The organism is Pelagibius sp. (assembly GCF_028289705.1).
Taxonomy (GTDB): Bacteria; Pseudomonadota; Alphaproteobacteria; order Kiloniellales; family Kiloniellaceae; genus Pelagibius.
This window is the reverse complement of sequence record NZ_JANQOI010000143.1, coordinates 1-21,997: the sequence shown is the minus strand read 5'-3', so window position 1 is coordinate 21,997 and position 21,997 is coordinate 1. Positions and strand designations below refer to the sequence as shown.

Sequence of the window (21,997 nt, the reverse complement as noted above, 5' to 3'; positions counted from 1 at the left end):
ACCACGTCGCGCGTCGTGCGCGGATCGATGATGCCGTCGTCCCACAGCCGCGCCGTCGCATAGTAGGGATGGCCCTGTTCCTCGTACTGCTCGCGGATCGGCGTCTTGAAGGCCTCCTCTTCCGACTCGCCCCAGCTTTCGCCCTTGGCTTCCATCGCGTCGCGCCGCAGGGTCGCCAGCACCGTGGCGGCCTGTTCGCCGCCCATCACCGAGATCCGCGCGTTGGGCCACATCCATAGAAAGCGGGGGCCGTAGGCGCGCCCGCACATGCCGTAGTTGCCGGCGCCGAAGCTGCCGCCCAGGATCACCGTGAACTTGGGCACCTTCGCGCAGGCAACCGCGGTGACCAGCTTGGCCCCGTCCTTGGCGATCCCGCCGGCCTCATACTTCTGGCCGACCATGAACCCGGTGATGTTCTGCAGGAAGACCAGGGGAATGCCCCGCTGACAGCAGAGCTCGATAAAGTGCGCGCCCTTTACCGCGGACTCGGAGAACAAGATCCCGTTGTTGGCCAGGATGCCCACGGGATAGCCGCAGAGATGGGCGAAGCCGCAGATCAGGGTCTGGCCGTAGAGCGCCTTGAACTCATCGAGTTCGCTGCCGTCGACGATGCGGGCGATGACCTCGCGGACATCATAGGGCTTGCGCAGATCGCGGGGAACCAGGCCATAGAGTTCGGCCGGGTCGTAGTGAGGCTCTCGCGGCTCGGTCACCTCCAGGCCTTGTGCCTTGGGCCGGTTCTGCATGGCCACCGCGCGCCGGGCGATGGCCAGCGCATGGGAGTCGTCCTCGGCGTAGTGATCGGCAACTCCCGAGGTGCGGGTGTGCACCTCGGCACCACCCAAGTCCTCCGCGCTCACCACCTCCCCCGTCGCCGCCTTCACCAGGGGCGGGCCGCCGAGAAAGATGGTGCCCTGCTCCTTGACGATAATGCTCTCGTCCGCCATCGCGGGGACGTACGCGCCCCCCGCGGTGCAGGACCCCATGACCACGGCGATCTGGGGAATGCCCTTGGCCGACATGTTGGCCTGATTGAAGAAGATCCGCCCGAAGTGGTCGCGGTCCGGAAAGACCTCGTCCTGGTTGGGCAGATTGGCGCCCCCGGAATCCACCAGATAGAGGCAGGGCAGATGGTTCTGCTCGGCGATCTCCTGGGCCCGCAGATGCTTCTTCACCGTGATCGGATAGTAGGTTCCGCCCTTGACCGTGGCATCGTTGGCCAAGACCAGGCATTCGCGGCCGGACACCCGGCCGATGCCCGCAATCAGGCCGGCCGCCGGCACCTCGTCGTCATAGAGGCCCGATGCGGCCAGTTGCGACAGTTCCAGGAACGGGGAGCCGCTGTCCAAAAGGCAGCGAATGCGCTCGCGCGGCAGCAGCTTGCCGCGGGCCAGGTGGCGCTCCCGGGCGCGCTCCCCGCCGCCCAGCTTGGTCTGCTCCACCCGCGTGCGCAGATCCTCCACCAGCGCCCGGTTGCTGCGGTCATTCTCGGCGAACTCCGGGTCCCGGGTGTTGGCTTTACTGGCAATGAGCGGCATGGCCTGGCGAATCGGCGTGAAACACAACAGCGACGGCTTCGCCAGCTTGCGGATGGCGGCAAACAAAATGCAAGGGATTTAAGGCCTTTCCGGTGAGCCAGGGCCGAATGCTTACCCGATGTTAACCAATGGGCAAATAGCGTGCTGCGCATTGGAAGGAGGATGGCCATGCCCTACGTGGCGCGCGACGACCAGGGTCGGATCACCGACGTGCAGGAGAATGAAACCGAACGGGCCTACGAACAGGTCGCCTTCGACGACCCTGAACTGGTGAGCTACCTTACCAACGGCCTGAAGCCTGCCGAGATCCGGGCTGAGCTGGAGGCCACCGACCGCGAGATCATCCGCGTGATCGAAGACGTCATCGCCGTCTTGATCGACAAGCGCGTCTTCATGCTCACGGACCTTCCCACCCCGGCACAGGAGAAGCTGGCGCGCCGCTATAACCTCCGTACCAAGCTCTCCGACCTCGGCAGCATCATCAGCGAACACGAAGACATCATGCTGCCCTGAGCATCAGCCCTGGGCGCTGGCCCTGAGCATCGATGCGGGCCAGGCTAGGGGCTGTCCCGGCCACGGGGCAGTGGGATGGCTTGCACGCTACATCATATTTATGTATGAGTAATCTCCGCATCGGCAGCCGCAGGCAGATCAGCGTCCTTGCAGATTCCCGCACCCAAGAGCTTTGAGAACCAGGCGCCCAAACCGCGCATCGTCCAGTATCGCAACAAGCGCTATTCGGTGCGGCTGGAGCCGATCTACTGGCAGACCCTCGAGATCCTTGCCGAACGTCAGCGGGTCCGGCTGGGGCGCTTCGTCGCAGAGTTGGCGATGCGCTATGAGGGCCCCAACTTCTCTTCCTATCTCCGGGTCTTCTGCATGCTGGAGGGCGAGCAGGCCCTGGCGCGGGCGACCCTCGGTCCGACGCATCACGGCCTTTTGGACGTGGTCACCAACTGCCCCAATCCGGGGCTGATCCTCTCCCGCTACCGGACGGTGATCGCCTACAATCACGCCTTCGGGGAGTGGTTGGGGCCCACCGACGTCGCCGTGATCGGCGCCGAACTGACCAGTCTGGTCCAGGTCCGCACGCGGCGCTCTCTGGGCGAGGTCTGGCAGGACCTCATCACCGGGCGCGAAATGAAAACGGATGCCAAGTTGCTCTACGTGGCGCCGGGCCGGGTGAATGCCGCCCAGGCCAACATCTTGGCCCTGCGGTCGCAGACCTATCAGGAGTTCTACGCCGTTATGTGGCTCTCGCTGCAGGCCAAGCGGCCCCCACTTCCGGGCGGCATCCCGGTGCCGCCGAAGGCCGCACAGCGCGACGAAGTCTAGCAGGTCAGACGGACCGGCGATCAGACGCCGGAGGCTCAGGCGATGTTGGGATCGTTGATGATCAGGACGTCGCTGGCGCTGTAGACGGTCATGCCACCTTCGAAGCTGTAGAAGTTCAGCCCGGTGACATCCACGCCCGAGGCCGTGACATGTTCTTCGGCCACCCCGAATTCGGTGATGGTTTCCTTGGTCAGAATATTGACCGACACATCATCGCCGGTGAACAGAACCACCTCGCCCTGGGGATCGGGCAACAGGTCGTCGAGGGTGAGGAGAACGGAATCGGTATCCAACTCGTCTGCCGGAGACGGCGCCCCCGGCTCGACAATCACCAACGGCAGGCGTTCCTGGTCGTCGTCGAGAAGCAAGCCCTGGTCAGCCGGTTCTTCCGCGCTGACGGGCGCCTGTGGCAGGTCCACGGCTGGTTTGTTCTCGTTCATGCCTAAACAGCCGCCTCTCCGGCGCGACTACCTGTTGGATCCTCTACAAAATAGTGCGATCCGGCGGGTAGGACAACTGCTCAGGCGCCCCGGTTCGGCCGAAATGTGTAATTATTCCTAAATACCTCCAAGGCCACTGATCATAGTACTTATGATCTACCCTGGATTGATCAAAAGCCCATCCGTTCGGATCAAACCGGCTACACAAGGCCTCTGCCCTCGCGAACCCACAAAGCGCGCAAAGGAAATGGCGGCACCCCGATCTGGGGTACCGCCATCTGCGCTTTACCTTCGAGCGGCCGTTCTGGAACGGCCGCCCCGGTCGATCAGTCAACCAGGCCTTCGGCCCAGGACTTGTGCTCCACAACCGCCTGCTGCGGTGCCGAGACCCCCAGGGTCTCAAGCAGCACGCCGCCAACGCCCAGGATCCGGTAGGAGGCAAGCTGCTCGTTGGTCTGTGCCGTCACCAGCAGGCCCTCGGAGACGAAGAGCTCGTTCTCCGCGTCCAGCACGTCCAGCAGGGTCCTCTGGGCGACTTCGAACTGCTGTTCGTATGCCTCGAGGGTCGCCCGGTTGAAGTCACGGGAGTCTTCCAGCGCCTCGATGCTCTCGCGCGCCGCTTCCAGCGCGAACCAGGAGGTGCGCATTTCCTGCTGCGACTCAAGCACCGACTGATAGCGCCGGTTCTTGCTTTCCGTCAGCCGGAAGAGCGCTTCCTGACGCGCCGCGCGGTCGATACCGCCGCGGAACAGGTTCCAGCGCAGCCGGACCATGAGTTGGTTGTTGAACTCGTAGGTGTCGAGCGCCGAGGTGCCGTCGTTGTACTCGGACTGCGCCTCGAGCGTGATCGCCGGGTAGAGCGGCACTTCGGCCAGCTCCACTTCCGCCTCGGCGGTGCGCACGTCGGCCTCGAAGATCTTGGTCGTCGGGTTGTTCCGCACGGCCAACTGCACCGCCTGGTCCAGGTCGCCCGGAAGCGATGCCGCGGGGAACTCGGGATAGCTGAGGTCGTTGCCCGGGAAGGACCCGATGATGCGCGTGAACACCGCCTCGGCGTCACGCAGATCGTTCAGGGTCTCGATGAGGGTGTTATCGGCCCGCGCGAAGCGCGCCTCGGTTTGCACGACGTCAGCCTGGCTGCCGCCACCGCCTTCCAGACGGGCCCGCTGGGCCGTCAGGACCTGCTGGTGATAGGCCACGTTGTCCTCGGCCAGCTTCACCAGATCACGCTGGCGCAGAACTTCGAGGTAGATGCCGATGGCATCCAGGGCCAGGACCTCGGAGTTTTCCAGAACCCGGCTGGCAGCGGATTCGACCCGGGCCATCTCGCGTTCCACGGTCGCGCCGGCCTCGAAGCCGTCGAACAGGCGCTGCTGCAGGGTCAGAGAGGTTTCCTGCCGCTTCGTCTGCGTCACGTCACCGCCGGTGGTGCGTGATGTTGAATCATTGAAGGCCTCAACGCCGAGGCCGGCCGCCAGATCGATCTGCGGCAAGTAAAGGCCGCGCGCCTGACGCAGCTCCTGATCCACCGCCTCACGGTTGCTTGCAACGACACCAATGTCCGGGTTTGTCGAAATCGCCTGCTGCACCGCATCTTGCAGTGTCATGGCATTTGCAGACATCGCCATTGGCAACGCCAAAGCACTTCCAAGAAGAGTGGCTTTAAAAAGCCCAATACTCGTCTTGCTAGACCAGCTCATGCTAGCTTCCCCCGACTTAAAATCTCGCATTCAATACCTCTCCCCCGTGTCGGGCCTAAACGCCCGGACAAGGACGAAAGGCAAACAAATCTAGAAGTATGCGCGACTTGTAACCTGTTTCCAGTTTGGCTGTCAACGCGGCCACCCAAGGCAAACTTGCGTTATTGGCGACCCCGCCGCTTGATTTGCCACACCGTGACATATTAACCACAATCGCACGTTACGGCCACTCCCGCAAGGTCTGAAGAGACAGACCCAACCGTCTGAGCCAACGCAGATTTCCCACGGCTGCAGATAGCGACCTTCAACTAAACATCCGAACTGTCCGCTTTGCCCATAGGGCCAGCACTCCGATTCTGTCAATGCCCCTTCGCCGAGGGGCGCCGGACCATCCCTTCCACGACCGATTGTGCGGTCTTGTGCAGGCGCACATCGCCGCCAGTACCTGGATCAACCGACAGTCAATCCTCGAATGATTGAGGCCTGGTTAAGTATTCGCCTTTTAAGTGCTGACTTGGCCGCACCCCTCGGGGAAGACTGGGGTGGACCATTACCACAGCCTTGTGACAAATCGCACAGCCCATCGGCCCGGGCACGGCCTAGTGTCGGGCTGTCCCTGCCGCGGGAGCGGTAAGGCCTTATAATCACTGGGAAACAGAGAGATGCGAAGGTCACGGCAGAGGAGCAGCGGCACGGCGACCGCGAGGGCGATTTGCATGGCCCCCACCGGAAAGTGTGCTATTAACCGTTTCAGAATGAAGCGCGGTTAGCTTTTCTCATTAGTGTCTGCAGGCTGAAACCCGGTCCTTTGCGAATTCGTAATGACTATGGTGAAGCTTGGGGTTCGCAAGATCTTTGCGTTGAGAACTGGCTACCGCGAAGCCGAGGCGTCCTGCAGATCCTAGGTTAAGTGCCGGTTCAGCCGGCGCGCGGAGACGGCAACCTCAAACGGGGGAGCAACAGGAACACTATGGTCGCCCGCGACGACAGCAAGACGATGCGGAAAGACCTCGGCGCCGAGAAGGAATTGGCGAGCCGGGCCGACGGCCCGCAAGAGCCGAGCCTTTCGCTGGACCGGGCAGACACCGCAGCACCGTCCAAGGAGACGACCAAACCTGCGGCAAAGGCGCCGAAGCCTCCGGAACTCGTGGCGGCATCCGCCTCGGCCAGCACCGAGGAAATTCGGACCGACCCGGAGATAAAGCTTCCCGACAGCCTCGCCCCGGCCCCCGCCGAGCGGGAGGACGGCAAGGCCAAAGAGCCGGACTCGGACGAGCCGGAAGAGCCGGACCCTGCCAAAGCGGCGGGCCCGGCCCAGGATAGGGCGCCGGCCAAGGATACGGGGCCCGAAGACGCCAAGGCGGCGAAAAAGAACCCGCTGATGGCCAAGATCGCCCGACGCGCCAGTTCGAGTGAGGACAAAGCCAACGTGAGTGAGGCAATCGATACCCGCCGTCCGTCGTCCATGTCGGCCAACCTGGCCGAGTCAGAGTCGGAAGCGCAGGAGGACGACAAGACGGCGATGCCCGGCGCACGTCTGAAGACCAAGGATCTGCTGGAAGACCAGGACGACAAGAGCTGGGCGGTGGCGCCCTCTTCCGTTGATTTCGAGGATCCTCTCGTCCGCTCCCTGTCGCTCCTGGCCGGCCTGATGCAGCGGCCGATCTCGACGGAGGCCCTGAAGGCGGGCCTGCCCCATGCGCAGGAGGCCTTCACACCCGAACTGGCCGTCCGCGCCGCCGAGCGCGCCGGGCTGACCGCCCGGGTGGTCCGCCGCCCACAGCTTGCCAAGATCCTGCCGGTGACCCTGCCCTGCATCCTGCTGTTGAAGGGCGGTAACTGCTGCGTCCTGACCGGCCTCGCCAACGGCCACGCCGACGTCCTGCTGCCGGAGGCGGGCGGCACCTCGAAGTCGGTGGACGTGGCCGCGCTGCAGGAGCAGTTCACCGGCTATGCCATCTTCGCGCGGACCGAGGCGCGCTTCGACGAGCGCGCGCCCGACCGCAAGCTGGTGGAGCCGCGCGCCTGGTTCTGGGGAACCCTGGCACAGTTCTGGCCGATCTACAGCCACGTCATCCTGGCCTCGATCCTGATCAACTGCTTTGCCGTGGCGAGCCCTCTCTTCATCATGAACGTCTATGACCGCGTGGTCCCCAACCAGGCCATCGAGACCCTTTGGGTGCTGGCCATCGGCGTGATCACGGTCTTCGGGTTCGAGTTCCTGATGCGCAACCTGCGCACCTATTTCGTGGATATCGCCGGCAAGAACGCCGACGTCATCATCGCCAGCCGGCTGCTGGAACAGTTGATGGCCACGCGTCTCGACGCCAAGCCGGCCTCGACCGGCGCCATGGCCAACAATCTGCGCGAGTTCGAGACCCTGCGCGAGTTCTTCACCTCAGGAACCCTGGTGGCCCTGGTCGACCTGCCCTTCATCTTCCTCTTCATCGGCGTGATCTACATCGTCTCCGGGCCGGTCGCCTTCGTGCCTCTGGCCATGGTTCCCCTCGTGATCTTCGTCGGGCTCTTCCTGCAGTATCCGCTGCGCAGCATCATGGAGAAGAGCCAGCGCGAGGCGAGCCAGAAGCATGCCCTGCTGGTGGAGGCCATCGACGGACTGGAGACCATCAAGGCGACCGCCGCCGAGGGCCGGGTACAGCGCTCCTGGGAGCGTTTCGTCGGCCTTTCCGCCGAATCCTCGGGCCGGGCGCGCTTCATCTCCGGCATGGCGACCACCTTCGCCCAGATCTCCATTCAGATGGCGACCGTGATCGTGATCGTGTTCGGCGTCTATGAGATTGCCGCGGGCAACATCACCATGGGCGCCCTGATCGCCGCGACGATCCTGACCGGCCGCTCCCTGGCGCCGCTGGGCGCCGTCGCCGCCATGCTCACCCGCCTGCAGCAATCGCGCGTCGCCCTCAAGTCCCTCGACTCGCTGATGAAGGCACCGGTCGAGCGGGCCCAGAGCAAGCGCTTCCTGCACCGCCCGAGACTCAGCGGCCAGATCGAGTTCAAACAGGTCACCTTCAGCTACCCCGGCCAGGAAACCAAGGCGCTGGACACCCTCTCCTTCAAGATCAAGCCGGGCGAGCGGGTCGGCATGCTGGGGCGCATCGGCTCTGGCAAGAGCACGGTCTCGCGGATGATGGTCGGCCTCTACGAGCCCATGGACGGCGCCATCCTGATGGACGGCACCGACATCCGCCAGGTCGACCCTGCCGACCTGCGCCGCAACATCGGCTATGTCTCTCAGGACAACTACCTGTTCTTCGGCTCGGTGCGCGACAACATCTGCTTCGGCGCCCCCCACGTGGATGACGAGACGATCCTGCGTGCCGCCGAGGTGGCCGGCGTCAGCGATTTCCTGCGCGCCCATCCGCTGGGTTTCGACCTGCCGGTGGGCGAGCGCGGCATGGGCCTGTCGGGCGGCCAGCGCCAGTCGGTCTCCATCGCCCGCTCGCTGCTGCTGGACCCGCCGATCATCCTGCTCGACGAGCCCACCAGCCATATGGATAATTCCTCTGAGGCGGCCTTCAAGCGGCGTCTCGAGGCGATGCTGGCGGGCAAGACCCTGTTTCTGGTGACGCACCGCAGCTCGCTGCTGACCCTGGTCGACCGCTTGCTGATTATCGACAACGGCAAGATTGTCGCCGACGGTCCGAAAGACGACGTCCTGCGGGCCCTGCGTCAGGGCCAGATCCGCGCGAGCGCGAACTAGCGCGGGGAACAGAAAGCCGCGACGGCTCCAAAAGGGACTGAACAAGGATGAGTTCACAAGGCGTTTTCAATCGCGACGACCTCGATTTCATGCCCGATGTGGACGCGGCCACGCGCCATCGCGGCCGACGCTTCGCCTATATCCTGACCGTGATCTCGATCGTGTTCTTCGCGGTCATGGGCATCTGGGCACACTACGCGGTACTGGAAGAAGTGACCCGCGGCGAGGGTTCCATCATCCCCTCCTCCAAGACCCAGGTGATCCAGAACCTGGAAGGCGGCATTCTCTCCGAGATCCTGGTGCGCGAAGGCGACATCGTGGAGGCCGGCGACGTCGTGGTCCGCATCGAGAACACCATCGCGACCGCCAACCTGCAAGACGCGCGCGCCCAGTACCTCAGCCTGCAGGCGACCGAAGCCCGGCTCGTTGCCGAGCTCGACGAGCTGGAAGAAATCGCCTTCCCGGACTCGGTGAAGGCGGAGGCGCCCATCGTGGCGGCCGACCAGCAGCGCCTGTTCAACGCCCGCAAGCGCCAGCTTGAGGCGCAGGTCTCGGTGCTGGAGTCCCAGGCCCGGCAGCGCAAGCAGGAAGTCGCCGAGATGGGCAGCCGCCGGCGCCAGCTCGAGCAGAGCCTGCGTCTGGCCCGTGAGGAGCAGGCGATCACACGGCCCCTGGTGCAGAAGGGTGTGATGCCGCGGATCGACCTCATCCGCATCGACCGCCAGGTGGCGGACCTGGAGGGGGAGATCCGCACAATCCGGACCGCCATCCCACGCCTGCAGGCGGCCCAGAAGGAAGCCGAGCAGCGCGTCCAGGAGATGATTCTCTCCAGCCGCACCGAAGGCTCCGACGAGCTGAACCGGGTGCGCGCGGAGCTCCAGTCGATCTCCCAGTCGCTCTTCGCCGGCCAGGACCGGGTGACGCGAACCTCCGTGCGCTCGCGGGTCCGCGGCACCGTGAAGAACCTGAAGCGCACCACCGTCGGCGGCGTCATTCAGCCGGGCGAGGACATCATGGAGATCGTCCCGCTCGACGACACCCTGCTGGTCGAAGCGCAGGTGCGCCCCGCCGACATCGCCTTCCTGCGCCCTGGCCAGGACGCCATCATCAAGGTCTCGGCCTACGACTTCTCGATCTACGGCGGCCTCAGCGCCAGCCTGGAGCGGATCTCGGCCGACACCATCAAGGACGAGCAGGGCGAGAGCTTCTACCGGGTTTACCTGCGCACCCAGGAAAGCGCCCTGGAGCGCAACGGCGAGGCGCTGCCGATCATCCCCGGCATGACGGTAACCGCGGAGATCCTGACCGGCGAGAAATCGGTCCTCGACTACCTTCTGAAGCCGATCCTGAAGGCCCAGGGCACGGCCCTGCGCGAACGCTAAGCCAGGACCAAACCGCCGGGCCCTGACCGCCAGATTCTGGCCGCTGAGCCGCGGCAGCTTCAATTCGACGCGGCCTCTGCGGTCTCTTTACCAAGACCGCTGCAATATCCCTCGAATTCGCCGCGAATGCGCCTCACTCAGGCGTGACGGCGTAAACCATCTTTCGCAAATCTCCATTAAGCCAAAACGGCCATGCTTTCGGTTGGGATTCCTAGGGGATTCCAGGGCTCGAGGCCTCTCTTCCCATGGTGCGGGAGGCCACACATCCGGGAGCGAGGTCGTTGGATCGCCGTGCCTTCCTTCGCAGGTCCGCAGCCATGCTCGGCACGGTCGCCGGGGGTCTCGTGCTGCCCGCCTTGGCGCCCCCGGCCACGGCACAGACCCTCAAAGATCTCCTCAAGTCCAACCAGAACCAGGGCGATGCGCTCTTCGGTTCGACAGAGGTTTCCTCAGCCAGTCTGAAGGCGCTGCCCCAATGGGCCCGCGTGCTCTCCAAGATGAAGCAGGAGCGGCGCAGCTTCCATGCCTGTCTGAACGACGCCAACGCCTGCGATGCCGCGGGCCTCAGGTCCTGGCGAGAGGTGGCGACGGCGGCCAAGGGCAAGCCGCGCCTGGAGATGCTGAAAACCGTCAACAGCTACTTCAACCGCTGGCCCTACAAGATCGACCAGCAGCTTTACGGCGTCAGCGAGTTCTGGGCCTCGCCCCGGGAATTCATGAAGCGTTCCGGCGATTGCGAGGACTATTCCATCGCCAAGTTCTTCGTGCTGCGCGACCTGGGCCTGACCAACGAGGAGATGCGGGTGGTGATCCTGCTGGACCGAATTCGCGGCATCGGCCACGCGGTGCTCGCTGTCTACCAGCCCAAGGACATCCTGATCCTGGACAGCCTCAGCGATCTTATCTTTTCACACCGCAAGTACCGCCACTATGTGCCCCAGTATTCGATGAACGAAACCACACGTTGGGCGCATTTCTATACGAAGAAGCGCACGGCATCTTTGTAAACAATCGTTAATTCCTCTATGAGATAACCCGATCATGACGATCAGCGGGCCAGATGCGGCGGAACTCCTGGATTTCTCGGCCGCGGACGCAGCTCCCCAGCAATCGCGGCGCTGGCGGGTGCTGCTGTGGGGAGCGGTCGTCGTCGCGGTCATCGCCCTTGCAGCCTTCCTGGTGCCCAAGCTGACCATCGACGCCAAGCGTTCGCAGCTCATGGGCCAGATCTCCGAACGCCTGCAGATCGCCGCCCGCGGCCAGGCCGAGGTCGTCTCAACCTGGCTGCAGGGCACCCAACGCCTGGCCGACCCCCTGGTCGAGAGTGAACTGATCCGCCTCTTCGCGGCGGAGATGGACCTGGCCGACGGCGACATGGCGCGCCTCGCCGCTCCGCAAAGCGAAGAGGAGCGCGGCCTCGGCGTGCCGCTGGTCGAGCAACTGCCGTTCATCGAGCGGGTGATCACCGACTTTGCCGCCAATGCCGACTTTCTCGCCGCCTATCTGGTCGGCCGCAAGGGCGACACCTTCGCCGCCTCCGACGGCGCCGCCAGCTACACGGCGCTGCAGCGCGCGCTGGCCAAGCAGGCCGTCGAGCGCGGCCAGACCGTGTTCGGCCCGGCCCGCGCCCTGCCCGCCGGCATGGCGCTGGATCTGGCAATCCCGGTTTTCGCCGCGCAGGTGGAACCCGGCACGGCCCCGCCGGTCGCTGTGTTGGTGCTGGTGACGCCGCTGGCCGGCAGCTTGGCGGAAATCCTCGCCGTCAATCTCCAGGCCAGTCCCGGTGTCCGGCGCACGCTTCTCCAGCTCGACGGCGGCGCGCTGTTCCGCATCGCTCCGGGCTCGGCGGAGGCGATCCGCGAAGTTTCCCTGGATGGCTTCGATCTGGCCGCCGGCGAGGTCCCCTTCGCGCGGCGCGCCTCGCTTTCCGGACCGGGCCAGGTCTATTCCGCCGGCGCCATGGTCTCCGGCCCCACCTGGTGGATCGTCGAGGAGCTGGAGGTCAGCGTGGCGGAACGCCCGCTGGAGACCTACGCCACCGCCGCCATTGTCGTCGCCGCGCTGGTCGTGGTTGCGGTCGCGGTGGCCTTCGGTGCGTTCTGGTGGCGCCTGTCCAGCCTGCACAACGAGGCACTGGCGCGGCAATATCAGAGCCTGGCCGGGCGCATCCAGGCCCAGAAACAGCTTCTCGACAGCATCAACGGGGCGATCTCCGAACACATCGGGCTGAAGGATGCCGAAGGGACTTACGTCTACGCCAATCCCGCCTTCGCCGCGGCGGTGGGGCGCGACCCGGAAGCCATCGCGGGTCTGGACGATGCGGCCATTTTCGGGCGCGGTACGGCCAACCGCCTGGCCCTGAGCGACCGGCGCGTCCTGAAGAACCAGGAAACGGTGACCGTCGACGAGGAAATCTACTTCGACTCCTCCCTGCGCCACCTGCAGATCTCCAAGGCCCCCTTCCTCGACACCGACGGCACCTCCAGGGGAATCGTCTCGGTCACCCGCGACATCACCGAACTGGTGGAACAGCGCCGCAAAAAGGAACGCGCCATCGAGCAGATGGTCGCCGCCCTGGTGCGCGCCATCGAGCTGCGCGACCCCTATCTGGCGGGCCATTCCCGGCGCGTAGCCGAGTTTGCCGTGGCGGTCGGGCGGCAGATGGACTGCGCCGACGATCTGCTGACCACGGTCGAGCTGGCGGCCAACCTGTCCCAGATCGGAAAACTGGCGGTCCCGGAGGCCATTCTGACCAAGCCGGCGCGCCTCACCGAAGACGAGATCCGCCAGATGGAAACCCACGTCGAGCACGCGGTCCACCTGCTCGACGGCATCGAGTTCGAGCTGCCGGTGGTGGAGACCATCGCCCAGATGCACGAACGCCTCGACGGCAAGGGCTACCCCAAGGGCCTTGAGGGCAACGCCATCACCCTGGCGGCGCGGATCCTGGGCGCCTGCGATGTCTTCTGCGCCCGGGTCGAACCCCGGTCATACCGGGCAAGCCTTGCACCGGACGCGGTTCTGGATATCCTGCAGGAGAATTCCAGCCGCTACGACCCGAAGGTGATCGAGGCATTACGACAGGTGGCAACGACAATCTCCGGTGAAAAACTGATAGCCGGCATTGCGGCTGGCTGATCGCGCGTGATCAGCGTCCAAGCCGGATTCCGCGCCGTTTTCATGGCCTGCGGCAAGAGGGCTTTGGCCTTCTCCGCGCTCGTCCTCAGTGCGTTGCTCCTCTGGCCTGCCGGTGTGGTCCATGGCGTCGACTTCTCCGCCCGGGCCCAGGTCGATGACGACCGGGTCGAGATCAACGCCATGGAGTATCCCTGGAGTGCCATCGGCCGGGTCAACGCCGGCGGCCGCGGCCATTGCACCGGCTTCCTCGTCGGCGAACGTCACGTCCTGACCGCAGCCCACTGCCTTTACGATCCGCGCGCCGGCCGCTGGCGTGGCGCCATCGAGATCCATTTCATCGCCGGCTATCAGCGCGACCGCTACATCCTGCACTCCAAGGTCACGAGCTATCGGCGCGCAAAGGCCTTCACTTACACCCTGGAACCGACCGCCCAAGCGGCGGTCCGCGATTGGGCCATCCTGACGCTCGAGAAGCCCTTGGGACGCCAGGCCGGCTGGCTGGGCATGAGAAAGCTGGACGGCCTAATGGGATCGCGCATCAGGGCCGGCGATGCGCTGCTGCTTCAGGCCGGCTACCGGCGCGACCGCGCCCATGTGATGACGGCGGGCTGGGGCTGCCGCATCCACACCGTCGCCCAGCGCGGCCGCCTGATCACCCATGATTGCAGCGTCATTAAGGGTGATTCGGGATCCCCTCTTCTGCTCTATGCCGATGGGGCGTTCTACGCTGTCGGCCTGCATGTGGTGGATCTTCGAACCCCCGACAACGTCGCGCTGGCCGGGGTGCTTTCGCTTGGACTGTTCCACCCGGACGGTGGCGAGCGCGATGCCGCCTCCGCCCTCTCGCAGGCCGCACTGAGATGGACCGACGGGCAGCCGCCGCAGGCCGGCAGCGAAGCCGCAACGCTGCCGCTCGTGACCATCGACAGCCTGCTGCGGCGCCTTGGCTATCTGCAAGGCGGCGATGATCTGCGGGCGAAGGAGGAGCGCCGGGCCCTGGCCCTGAGCCGCTTCCAGGCTGATAGCGGGCTTACCAACAACGGCCATGCGTCGCTTGCCATGCTGGGCAGGCTGCTTCTGGCCACCCCTCGCTAGAGACCAGGGGGCGGAGCCTGCCGCTGCGGGGGCGCTGGATTGGTGCGCGCAAGCCTGCTATCCAGAACGGGACGGGCGTCGGCTTTACGGACTCGCTGAGGCGCCAAGGCCGCCGTCGGTTGCCGTCGGGGGATTTTCCAGGGTGGCTTTCCAATTGAATGACAAGAAGGACGTTCGTTCATGACCGATATTTTTGCGGATGGGACCGGATCGATTGTCGTGTCCAACGGGGTGGTTCGGATCGAACTGGTGCAACTTCGGCGCCGGAATCAAAAAGCCGAACTCGAGGCCCACACCACCGGCAATCTTTTGATGCCGGTGGGTTCGCTCAAGCAGCTCACACTCCAGCTCGCCAAGGCCCTGGAGCAAATCCAGGCGCGGGCGAACGAGAAGGACCGCGTGGAAGGGCCGGCCAAGGGCGACGACCTGGACGAGGCGCTCTCCAACCTCTGATTCCTCTGATTCCGGCCGCGGCGCCGGGCGGCCTGGCCACCAATCCCGCCAAGACACTCCGAAAGGCCCGCTCCCGCCGGCCTTTACGCAAAATTGAACAAATTGGCCGAATCTAAAGGAACTTTTGTAGACTGAATTTCGCCGCGTCCCAGGGTGATTGGGCAACGGAAAGACCCAAGCGATGAAATATCTCTTCGTCCACCAGAATATGCCTGGGCAATACAAGCATATTTGCCAGAGGCTTGCCGCCGATACAGAAAATACGGTGGTCTTTATTACAAAACGCGAAGCGATCGATCTTCCGAATATTCGTAAGATTGTCTACAAGCCGAACAGGGAACCTGCCGGGTCCACACACCGCTACATCCGCGATACCGAGCGCGCCATTCTCCACGGGCAGGAGGTCGCCCGCCAGGCCCTGAACCTCAAGAACCAGGGCTTCGTGCCGGATATCATCATCGGGCACCCGGGTTGGGGAGAAACCCTCTACCTGAAAGACATCTTCGCCGATACGCCGCTGCTGAACTTCTTCGAGTTCTACTACCACGCCGTCGGCGCCGACGTGGGTTTCGATCCGGAAAACCCCAGCACCCTCGACACCCACTGCCGGATCCGCACCAAGAACATCGTCCAGTTCATGGGCCTGGAAGCCGCCGACGCCGGCATGTCGCCGACCTTCTGGCAGTTCCAGCAGTATCCCGCGGAGTATCGGCACAAGATCTCGGTCATCCACGACGGTATCGACACCTCGATCTGTCAGCCCAATCCCGACGCCAGCATTGAAATCAGGAACACCGACGGCGCTGTGACCACCCTGCGGCAAGGCGAGGAGGTCGTCACTTACGTGGTGCGAAACCTGGAGCCCTACCGCGGCTTTCCCCAGTTCATGCGCGCCGCCGAACTCATCCTCAAGCGGCGTCCGAAAGCGCGAATCATCATCATCGGCGGCGACGACGTGAGCTACGGCCGTTCCCTGCCGGAGGGGCAGACCTACCGCGCTAAAGCCCTACAGGAGGTCGACCTCGATCTCAGCCGAGTCTTCTTCCTCGGCCGCGTGCCCTATTCGACCTACCTGAAGGTGATCCAGGTCTCGGGCGTGCATGTCTATCTGACCTTCCCCTTCGTCCTGTCCTGGTCGGTGCTGGAGGCCATGGCATCGCAGTGCCTGCTGGTCGCCTCCGACACACAGCCGGTCACCGAGGTCATCAAGGACGGCAGCAACGGCTTGTTGTTCGACTTCTTCGATCACCAGTCGATCGCCGACCGGGTCGACGAGGTGCTGGACCACAAGGACCGCATGGCCGCCATCCGCAAGAAGGCCCGTGCTTCGATCGTGCAGACCTACGATCTTGAGAAGTGCCTAAAAGAGCAGTTGAAGCTGATCGACAACCTGATCGCCGGCAAACGCCCCGTCGCCGGCAGCAAGGAAGGAAAGCCGAGCTTCCGCACCCCGCGCAACCAGGGTGGCGCCAAAGGCGGCAGCAAAACGACAGGCACCAGCCGCACCAAGGGCGCGCAGGCGAAGAAAACCGCAGCCACCAGCAAGACCAAGCCCAAGGCACGCAGCAAGCCAGGGACCAGCAAAGCAGGGACCGGCAAGCGCAGGTCTTCGCGCTCCAAGACCGCCAAGGAACCGGCCAAGGTCGACTGACCAAGCCGTCCACCGCAAACATCCCAGCCTGTCGGGAGGGCCCGTCAGGCGGTGTAGTAATCGATGAGATCTTGCTGGTAGGCCGAGGAATAGACCGCCTCGGCCTTCAGGCGTGCGTTGCGGCCGATCTTTTGCCGCAGTTCCGGGTCGCCGTGCAGCAGGCGAATGGCCGCTAGGGCGGCGTCGGTGCCGGCAACCACGAAACCGTCGCTGCCATGGGAGATCATTCCGGCGGCCCCCACCTGCCGGTCACAGACAACCGGAAGACCGCTGGCCATCGCTTCGGCCACCACGCGGCCGAAGGCTTCCGGCCACTCTTCCGATGTCCGATAGTAGAAGCAGTCAAGGCGCGCGAGGAAGTCCTCCGGCGGCTCCGCACCGCAGGGCAGGAGTTCCACAATGCTGCCGGCCTGCCCGGCGAACCTTTCGCGCAGGCAGGTCGCGCCCATCAGACGCACCCTGATGCCCTCGGCGCCGAGCGCCTGATAGAGCCCGGCATCTTCGCCGTGATGCTTCTCGGGAACGTCCCTGCTGTGCCGCCCCACGGCGAAGGACTGGTCTCGGCGGCTCCAACGTTCCCGCCGTTCGGGATGAAACCGCTGGAGATCTATGGGCGACTTTTCGATCCGGCCTTTCAGGCCGATCTCCGCTGCCCCCAGTTCCGAGGTATAGACGATCTCCGGCTCCACACCGGTGAGTGTCTTCGCCAGTTCCAGGCGCTTTCTGAAGAGCATTTTGCTCGGCGTGTTGTAGACATAGATGATCCGCTGCGGCCGCAGTGCTCCCAGCCACCGCTCGGCGGCGAAATAGGCGCCCACGAGGATCAGCGTTCCCGCGCCGGGGCGGAGCCCCGCCTGGATATCAATCCCTGTCACGGGATAGCGGGCCGCAATGTCCTCATGAGCCTCACCGGTCGACCAGAGCGACACATCGCTATGCGCGCGCAGACGGTCATAGAGCTGCAGGGCGCGCTGCTCGCTGCCGCCGAAGGGGTTGCTGAAGGGATTGACGATGTGGAGTGCTTTGGTCATCGCTCGTTTCGAGGCGGCCAGCTACCCGGTGGCATGACCCTGGACCCTACACCTGCCCCGAGATGCCGAGCGCCGAGACGAAAGCGCCCCAGTTCTCCGTATAGGCCTCACCGGAGATCGGCGTCCGGGGGTTGTCGATGCCGATGGGCCGGCCGAACAGGCGTTCGAGTTCGGGCGAGTGGAACTCCTCGCGACAGATTGCCTCGTAGGACACCCGAATGGCATTCGGGATGCGCTCGAGCATGCGCAGATTGTCGTCGAGCCGGGCAAGGATGGACTGCGCCTGGGGCTTGTCTTCCGGACCGAAGGTCCAGGTTTGTTTTGGCACCTGGCCATGCCGCCGCCAGGTTCCCCTGCGCAGCGCCAGCATGAAGCTGGCGACGGTCGAGGCCCTGTCTTCCCGGACGAGGGTGATGAAGGTGATATCGGAACGCGAAACGAAAGCCTCGTAGTTCGCGTGGCGGTGCGGCATCGACTTGAAGCCGGCGAAGGGCGCCGCCGCATTGTGACGGTAGAACGCGTCGATGAGTTGGTCCGGCCCGTCGATCGCCTCGCCCAGCAGCCCCGCGTAGTCAGCGCAATGCTTGGCCAGGCCCTCCGGTCTCAGAAGCTCGTTGTCGGCGCAGGCGATCTGTTTCATCGGCAGTGCGATGTCGTCATGGCGCTCCAGGGCCTCCATGAGAGAGGTCGAGCCGCTGCGGCCGGTGGTCATGACACAGAAGTTCTTGCAGGGACTGCTCACGGATCGTTCCTCACCTACGCACCCATCCTCGGGGACCTCGCAGCAAGCGGCGGGGCCCGGCGCCGCTGCCCCTCCCGCCTCATTCAGGTGGCCGCAACACTGTGACCGTCTTGAAGGGCGGCAAGCCCTTCGCATGCCACCTGCTGATCGCGGAGGCGACGTTTTTCGGCGCCGAGACGCCCGCCGGCGGCGTCTCGCCCATCTTCAGGTAGTGGAAATGAAAGGAGGAGCGATAGCACACCGTGTGGCGGGGCAGATGGGCCCGCTTCAGCCCGCTCTGCCGCAGGAGATGCCACATCATGCGGTCCCCCACCGCATGAGCCCAGGCCGGCATCAGCGTCCAGTTCGGCAGAAGCGCGAAGGCCTCCCCAAACACCGCCAGGCAGTTGGTGTCGACGAAGTCGTCGCCGTCGCATGCTTCGCAGTAACCCAGAAGGCTGCCGTCCAGACGATGGATGCTGCGCCGGGTCGAGCAGATCGCGGCTCCGGTGTCCCGGTGGAGCTTGACGACGGTCTCGATGTGGTCGGGCTGATACCAGTTGTCCGCGTCGAGAAAGGCGATCCCGTCGAAGCCCTGGCGGACCGCGGAAAGCGAGCCGAGCCCGCGCGGCGTATCGCCATAGTCCTTGTGGCTGACCGGCAAAACGATGTGCTGGGCTGCAAAGTCGGCGACCCAGGGTTTCGGGCGGCCATCGGCGACAAGGATGTGGGTCGCCGGATGGCTCTGGCGGCTGACGCTCTCGTGACAGGCGCGCAGGGTCGCCTCGTCCTCGTCGAAGTATGGCGTAATCACCGCGATCTTCACGTCAACCAAGATCCTCCGGCCCTGGGGCCCTGCGCGCCGCGGCGGCGGCTCCCGCTACTCTTTAGTCGCAAATTTGCTAAGAATTTCTAACATGGCGGCCGGAACCCAAGACACCGGGATTTACAGCTTGCGGCAGGCGCCCGGAAGAATTTATCAACCAAATCGTGGGAAGAAGGACCATGGGGGAATGCACAGCGCGGTCCCCTGACGGAACAAGGACCGAGCCTTGGCACGAATCCTGATCGGCTATGAGCGTGGCGACAACCTGGGCCACTACCGGCGCCTGGTGCCGGTGGGTGAGGTGCTGGCCGCCCTCGGCCATCAGGTGACTCTGTTCCTGCGCAACCCCTATGACTGCCGCGCGGAGATCACCAAGAACCCCCTGCCCTTCGTTCCCAGCCCCGATCTGGTGGCGCCCAATCCCGCGGAACGGGAGCCGAAGCGCATGGGTGCCTACAGCGACATCATGACCTACTGCGGCTTCGGCAAGCTGGAGACCCTCTTCACCGCCACCCTGGCCTGGCGGACGCTGTTCGATCACCTGCGCCCCGACCTGATTGTCTGCGACCACAGCCCGGTGACCTGTTTTGCCGCCTATGGCCGCATCCCCGTGGTTCAGGTCGGCGACGGCTTCACGATTCCGCCGGCGCAGGATGAGGTCTTCCCGCCCTTCCGGCCCAAGAAGAAGGCCACGGTGGATACTGACCATCTGGTGGCCGTGATGAACGAGGTCCAGGCGCGCCTTGGCGGACCCAAGGTGCCCAGCGTCACCGCGCCCCTGCGCACTGCAGGGCGGCTGATCTGCACCCTGAAAGGCCTGGACCCCTACAAGGATCTGCGCCAGGACCCGGTGATCGGTCCGACCGAGGGCCTGCAGGCCCCAATGCCGATGCCCAAGACGCCGGCGCTGTTCGTCTATCTGGGGATCGAAAACCGCATCACCCCCAAGTTCCTTGCGGTGCTGAAGGCCTCGAAGCTGCCGGCGGAAGCCTACATCCGCGGCATGACCGAGGAGACCGCGAAGAAGTACCTGCGCCCCGGCCTGACGTTCTACAAATCGCCGCAGCCCATCGAAAAGATGCTGCGCCGGGCCAGCATGACCGTGCACCACGGCGGCAGCGGCATGGCGCTGGCCTCCTGCAGTGCCGGGCGCATTCAACTGGCGCTGCCGATCCACGAGGAGACGCTGCTCAACACCCAGGCCCTGGGACGCATCGGCGTCGGCCGCATGGCCACGGCCAAGGATCTGGAGTCCGACGGGGCGGCGATCCTGGAGGAGACGATGAACGACGCCAAGCGCGCCGAACGCGCCAAGATCATTGCCAAGGAGATCAAGGACGTCGGTCCCTTCCGGCCGATGGAACGCATCATCGAGACCTGCCAGGCGACCCTGTCGGGGCGGTAAGATGCTTCATGTCTTGACGGCACCGGCCCGCTCCCCCGCCCGGCCACCCAGCACCAGTATCCTATGGGTGGCCGGGCGGGGGAGCGGCCCGGAACCGCTTCGACGTCAGTCGAAAACGGTATAGAGAAAGAGCTACAGCGGGGGCGTATGGCCAAGGTCCTTGTGGGCTACGAACTGGGGGGCGGCCACGGCCATGTCCACCGCCTGATGCCGGTGATCCGGGGGCTGGAGGCCGCGGGCCACGAGGTCCTCTTCTTCCTGCGCAACATCAAGGAAAACGCCGTCCTGCTGGCGCGGGAGAAGCGGCCGATCCTGCCGGTGCCCGATATGGTCGAGCCGATTCCCGGCACGCCCCGGCCGGCCCCCATCGCCAGTTATCTGGACATCATGTGCCACTCCGGCTTTTACCGGCGCCAGAGCCTGCACGCCGGGATGCTGGCCTGGCGCGGCCTGATCGATCAGGTGGACCCCGATCTGGTGGTCTGCGACCACAGCCCGATCTGCATCCTCGCCTGCTTCCGCGAGCGCCCCGTCGTCCAGGTCGCTGACGGCTTTACCCTGCCGCCGGCCCATGAGGAGAACTTTCCGATCTATCGCCGCGGCCGCAAGCCTATGGTCGATCCCGCCCACGCCCTGCAGGTGATGCAATATGTGCAGGAGCGCAACGGGCGGCCGGTTCCCGAAAGCGTGACCGAGCCCTTCCGCACCGCCGGCCGGCTGGTCTGTACCTTGCCGGAGCTGGACCCCTATGCCGGGTTGCGGGAAGACCCGGTGATCGGGCCCGTCGAGGGCCTGCAGCAGCCGCTGCCGCTGCCCGAAAAGGCCCACTTCTTCGCTTACGTCAGCCTGGAACACAGGAAGACCAAGCCCTTCCTGCGCGGACTGCGGGCCAGTTCCATGCCCGGCGAGATCTTCGCGCGGGGGATGACCGACGACGTCGCCAAGGCGCTGGAGCGGCCCGGCCTGACAGTCCACCGCGAACCGCAACCGATGGATCAGGTGATGCAGCGCACAAGCCTGATCATCCACCATGGCGGCAACGGCACCTGCTGTGCCGCGCTCAGCGCCGGGCGGGCCCAGCTCACCCTGCCGACCCACATGGAGGCCCGCCTCAGCGGCGAGGCCCTCGCCCAACTGGGGGTCGGCCGTCTGCTGATGAACAAGGACCTGGACCAGGCGCTGCCGCCGATCCTCGACGCGGTGGCCAGCGACTCTGCGATGGCCGCCCGCGCCCAAGCCTTGGCCGCAGACATCCAGGCGCGTCAGCCGCTGCACACCGTGGAGCGGATCCTCACCACCTGCCTCGAGGTCCTGAAACCCGGCACCACCGCGGCCAGATAGCGTGCAGTGCGCAAACAGGCGACCCATCGGGTATGCGGCTCACCCCCCTCCCGGCCTCCCCCCGTCAAGGGGGGAGGAGAATTTTTCAGCCGCTTCAATAGCTTCCCCCTCCCCCTTCGATGCAGGGCTATCGCATATGGGCGAGAGCGGAGATGATGTAGTCATCATTCCAGTTGCACTTTTTGATGCGGTGGCTGATTGGGACGGAGGGTTTGTCGGC

Annotated in this window: 17 protein-coding genes; 11 read left to right on the top strand and 6 right to left on the bottom strand. The window is 64.8% G+C overall.

Features of this window, described 5'->3' with window-relative positions:
• Positions 1-1,538: carboxyl transferase domain-containing protein (locus Q0996_RS18365; protein ID WP_299623066.1), on the bottom strand; the 1,538-nt coding region annotated here is incomplete at its 3' end.
• A gap of 168 nt (positions 1,539-1,706) precedes the next feature.
• On the opposite strand from Q0996_RS18365, the gene Q0996_RS18360 reads away from it, so the two are divergent.
• Entirely contained in the window at positions 1,707-2,051 is a 345-nt protein-coding gene (locus Q0996_RS18360) for a hypothetical protein (protein WP_299623063.1), read from the top strand.
• Between the two features lie 147 nt (positions 2,052-2,198).
• Positions 2,199-2,873 (top strand): ribbon-helix-helix domain-containing protein, encoded by a 675-nt coding sequence (locus Q0996_RS18355; RefSeq protein ID WP_299623060.1) that lies wholly within the window; start codon positions 2,199-2,201, stop codon positions 2,871-2,873.
• Positions 2,874-2,908: 35 nt separating this feature from the next.
• Here the strand turns inward: Q0996_RS18355 and Q0996_RS18350 are convergent, their stop codons facing one another.
• Both Q0996_RS18350 and Q0996_RS18345 read right to left on the bottom strand, forming a co-directional pair.
• Positions 2,909-3,313: a hypothetical protein gene (locus tag Q0996_RS18350; RefSeq protein WP_299623058.1), complete on the bottom strand. Its 405-nt coding sequence runs from the start codon at positions 3,311-3,313 to the stop codon at positions 2,909-2,911.
• A gap of 326 nt (positions 3,314-3,639) precedes the next feature.
• Complete coding sequence (locus Q0996_RS18345) at positions 3,640-4,920, bottom strand: TolC family outer membrane protein (protein ID WP_299623055.1); 1,281 nt, start codon at positions 4,918-4,920, stop codon at positions 3,640-3,642.
• 1,063 nt (positions 4,921-5,983) lie between these two features.
• Here Q0996_RS18345 and Q0996_RS18340 point away from each other — a divergent pair.
• The 7 genes from Q0996_RS18340 to Q0996_RS18310 all read left to right on the top strand — a co-directional run bounded on the left by Q0996_RS18340 (position 5,984) and on the right by Q0996_RS18310 (position 16,453).
• On the top strand, positions 5,984-8,734 hold the full coding sequence (locus Q0996_RS18340; RefSeq protein ID WP_299623052.1) for a type I secretion system permease/ATPase: 2,751 nt from the start codon (positions 5,984-5,986) through the stop codon (positions 8,732-8,734).
• 47 nt (positions 8,735-8,781) lie between these two features.
• Positions 8,782-10,116: an HlyD family type I secretion periplasmic adaptor subunit gene (locus tag Q0996_RS18335; protein ID WP_299623049.1), complete on the top strand. Its 1,335-nt coding sequence runs from the start codon at positions 8,782-8,784 to the stop codon at positions 10,114-10,116.
• 281 nt (positions 10,117-10,397) lie between these two features.
• On the top strand, positions 10,398-11,123 hold the full coding sequence (locus Q0996_RS18330) for a transglutaminase-like cysteine peptidase (RefSeq protein ID WP_299623047.1): 726 nt from the start codon (positions 10,398-10,400) through the stop codon (positions 11,121-11,123).
• Positions 11,124-11,157: 34 nt separating this feature from the next.
• Positions 11,158-13,254, top strand: coding sequence for an HD-GYP domain-containing protein (locus Q0996_RS18325; protein ID WP_299623044.1), 2,097 nt, complete (start codon positions 11,158-11,160; stop codon positions 13,252-13,254).
• 6 nt (positions 13,255-13,260) lie between these two features.
• Positions 13,261-14,349, top strand: coding sequence for a serine protease (locus tag Q0996_RS18320; protein WP_299623042.1), 1,089 nt, complete (start codon positions 13,261-13,263; stop codon positions 14,347-14,349).
• Positions 14,350-14,529: 180 nt separating this feature from the next.
• On the top strand, positions 14,530-14,802 hold the full coding sequence (locus tag Q0996_RS18315) for a hypothetical protein (protein ID WP_299623041.1): 273 nt from the start codon (positions 14,530-14,532) through the stop codon (positions 14,800-14,802).
• A gap of 265 nt (positions 14,803-15,067) precedes the next feature.
• Positions 15,068-16,453, top strand: a complete 1,386-nt coding sequence (locus Q0996_RS18310; RefSeq protein WP_299623039.1) for a glycosyltransferase — start codon at positions 15,068-15,070, stop codon at positions 16,451-16,453.
• A gap of 44 nt (positions 16,454-16,497) precedes the next feature.
• Here the strand turns inward: Q0996_RS18310 and Q0996_RS18305 are convergent, their stop codons facing one another.
• The 3 genes from Q0996_RS18305 to Q0996_RS18295 form a co-directional block, all read right to left on the bottom strand.
• Positions 16,498-17,484, bottom strand: coding sequence for a glycosyltransferase family 4 protein (locus Q0996_RS18305; RefSeq protein ID WP_299623038.1), 987 nt, complete (start codon positions 17,482-17,484; stop codon positions 16,498-16,500).
• 46 nt (positions 17,485-17,530) lie between these two features.
• Positions 17,531-18,226: a hypothetical protein gene (locus tag Q0996_RS18300; protein WP_299623035.1), complete on the bottom strand. Its 696-nt coding sequence runs from the start codon at positions 18,224-18,226 to the stop codon at positions 17,531-17,533.
• Positions 18,227-18,305: 79 nt separating this feature from the next.
• A complete protein-coding gene (locus Q0996_RS18295) occupies positions 18,306-19,031 on the bottom strand; it encodes a glycosyltransferase (RefSeq protein ID WP_299623068.1) in 726 nt (241 codons plus the stop codon).
• A 226-nt stretch (positions 19,032-19,257) separates the two neighbouring features.
• Between Q0996_RS18295 and Q0996_RS18290 the strand changes: the two genes are divergently transcribed.
• Both Q0996_RS18290 and Q0996_RS18285 read left to right on the top strand, forming a co-directional pair.
• Positions 19,258-20,436 (top strand): hypothetical protein, encoded by a 1,179-nt coding sequence (locus Q0996_RS18290; protein ID WP_299623033.1) that lies wholly within the window; start codon positions 19,258-19,260, stop codon positions 20,434-20,436.
• A 147-nt stretch (positions 20,437-20,583) separates the two neighbouring features.
• The gene (locus tag Q0996_RS18285) at positions 20,584-21,777 is read left to right on the top strand and encodes a glycosyltransferase (protein WP_299623031.1); all 1,194 of its coding nucleotides are present in this window, start codon (positions 20,584-20,586) and stop codon (positions 21,775-21,777) included.
• Positions 21,778-21,997: the final 220 nt, after the last annotated feature.

Excerpts from the sequence above, each read along its gene's own strand:
- Q0996_RS18360 (WP_299623063.1), top strand. The coding sequence starts at position 1,707 with ATGCCCTACGTGGCGCGCGACGACCAGGGTCGGATCACCGACGTGCAG.
- Q0996_RS18350 (WP_299623058.1), bottom strand. The coding sequence starts at position 3,313 with ATGAACGAGAACAAACCAGCCGTGGACCTGCCACAGGCGCCCGTCAGC.
- Q0996_RS18345 (WP_299623055.1), bottom strand. The coding sequence starts at position 4,920 with ATGACACTGCAAGATGCGGTGCAGCAGGCGATTTCGACAAACCCGGAC.
- Q0996_RS18340 (WP_299623052.1), top strand. The coding sequence starts at position 5,984 with ATGGTCGCCCGCGACGACAGCAAGACGATGCGGAAAGACCTCGGCGCC.
- Q0996_RS18335 (WP_299623049.1), top strand. The coding sequence starts at position 8,782 with ATGAGTTCACAAGGCGTTTTCAATCGCGACGACCTCGATTTCATGCCC.
- Q0996_RS18325 (WP_299623044.1), top strand. The coding sequence starts at position 11,158 with ATGACGATCAGCGGGCCAGATGCGGCGGAACTCCTGGATTTCTCGGCC.
- Q0996_RS18315 (WP_299623041.1), top strand. The coding sequence starts at position 14,530 with ATGACCGATATTTTTGCGGATGGGACCGGATCGATTGTCGTGTCCAAC.
- Q0996_RS18305 (WP_299623038.1), bottom strand. The coding sequence starts at position 17,484 with ATGACCAAAGCACTCCACATCGTCAATCCCTTCAGCAACCCCTTCGGC.
- Q0996_RS18285 (WP_299623031.1), top strand. The coding sequence starts at position 20,584 with ATGGCCAAGGTCCTTGTGGGCTACGAACTGGGGGGCGGCCACGGCCAT.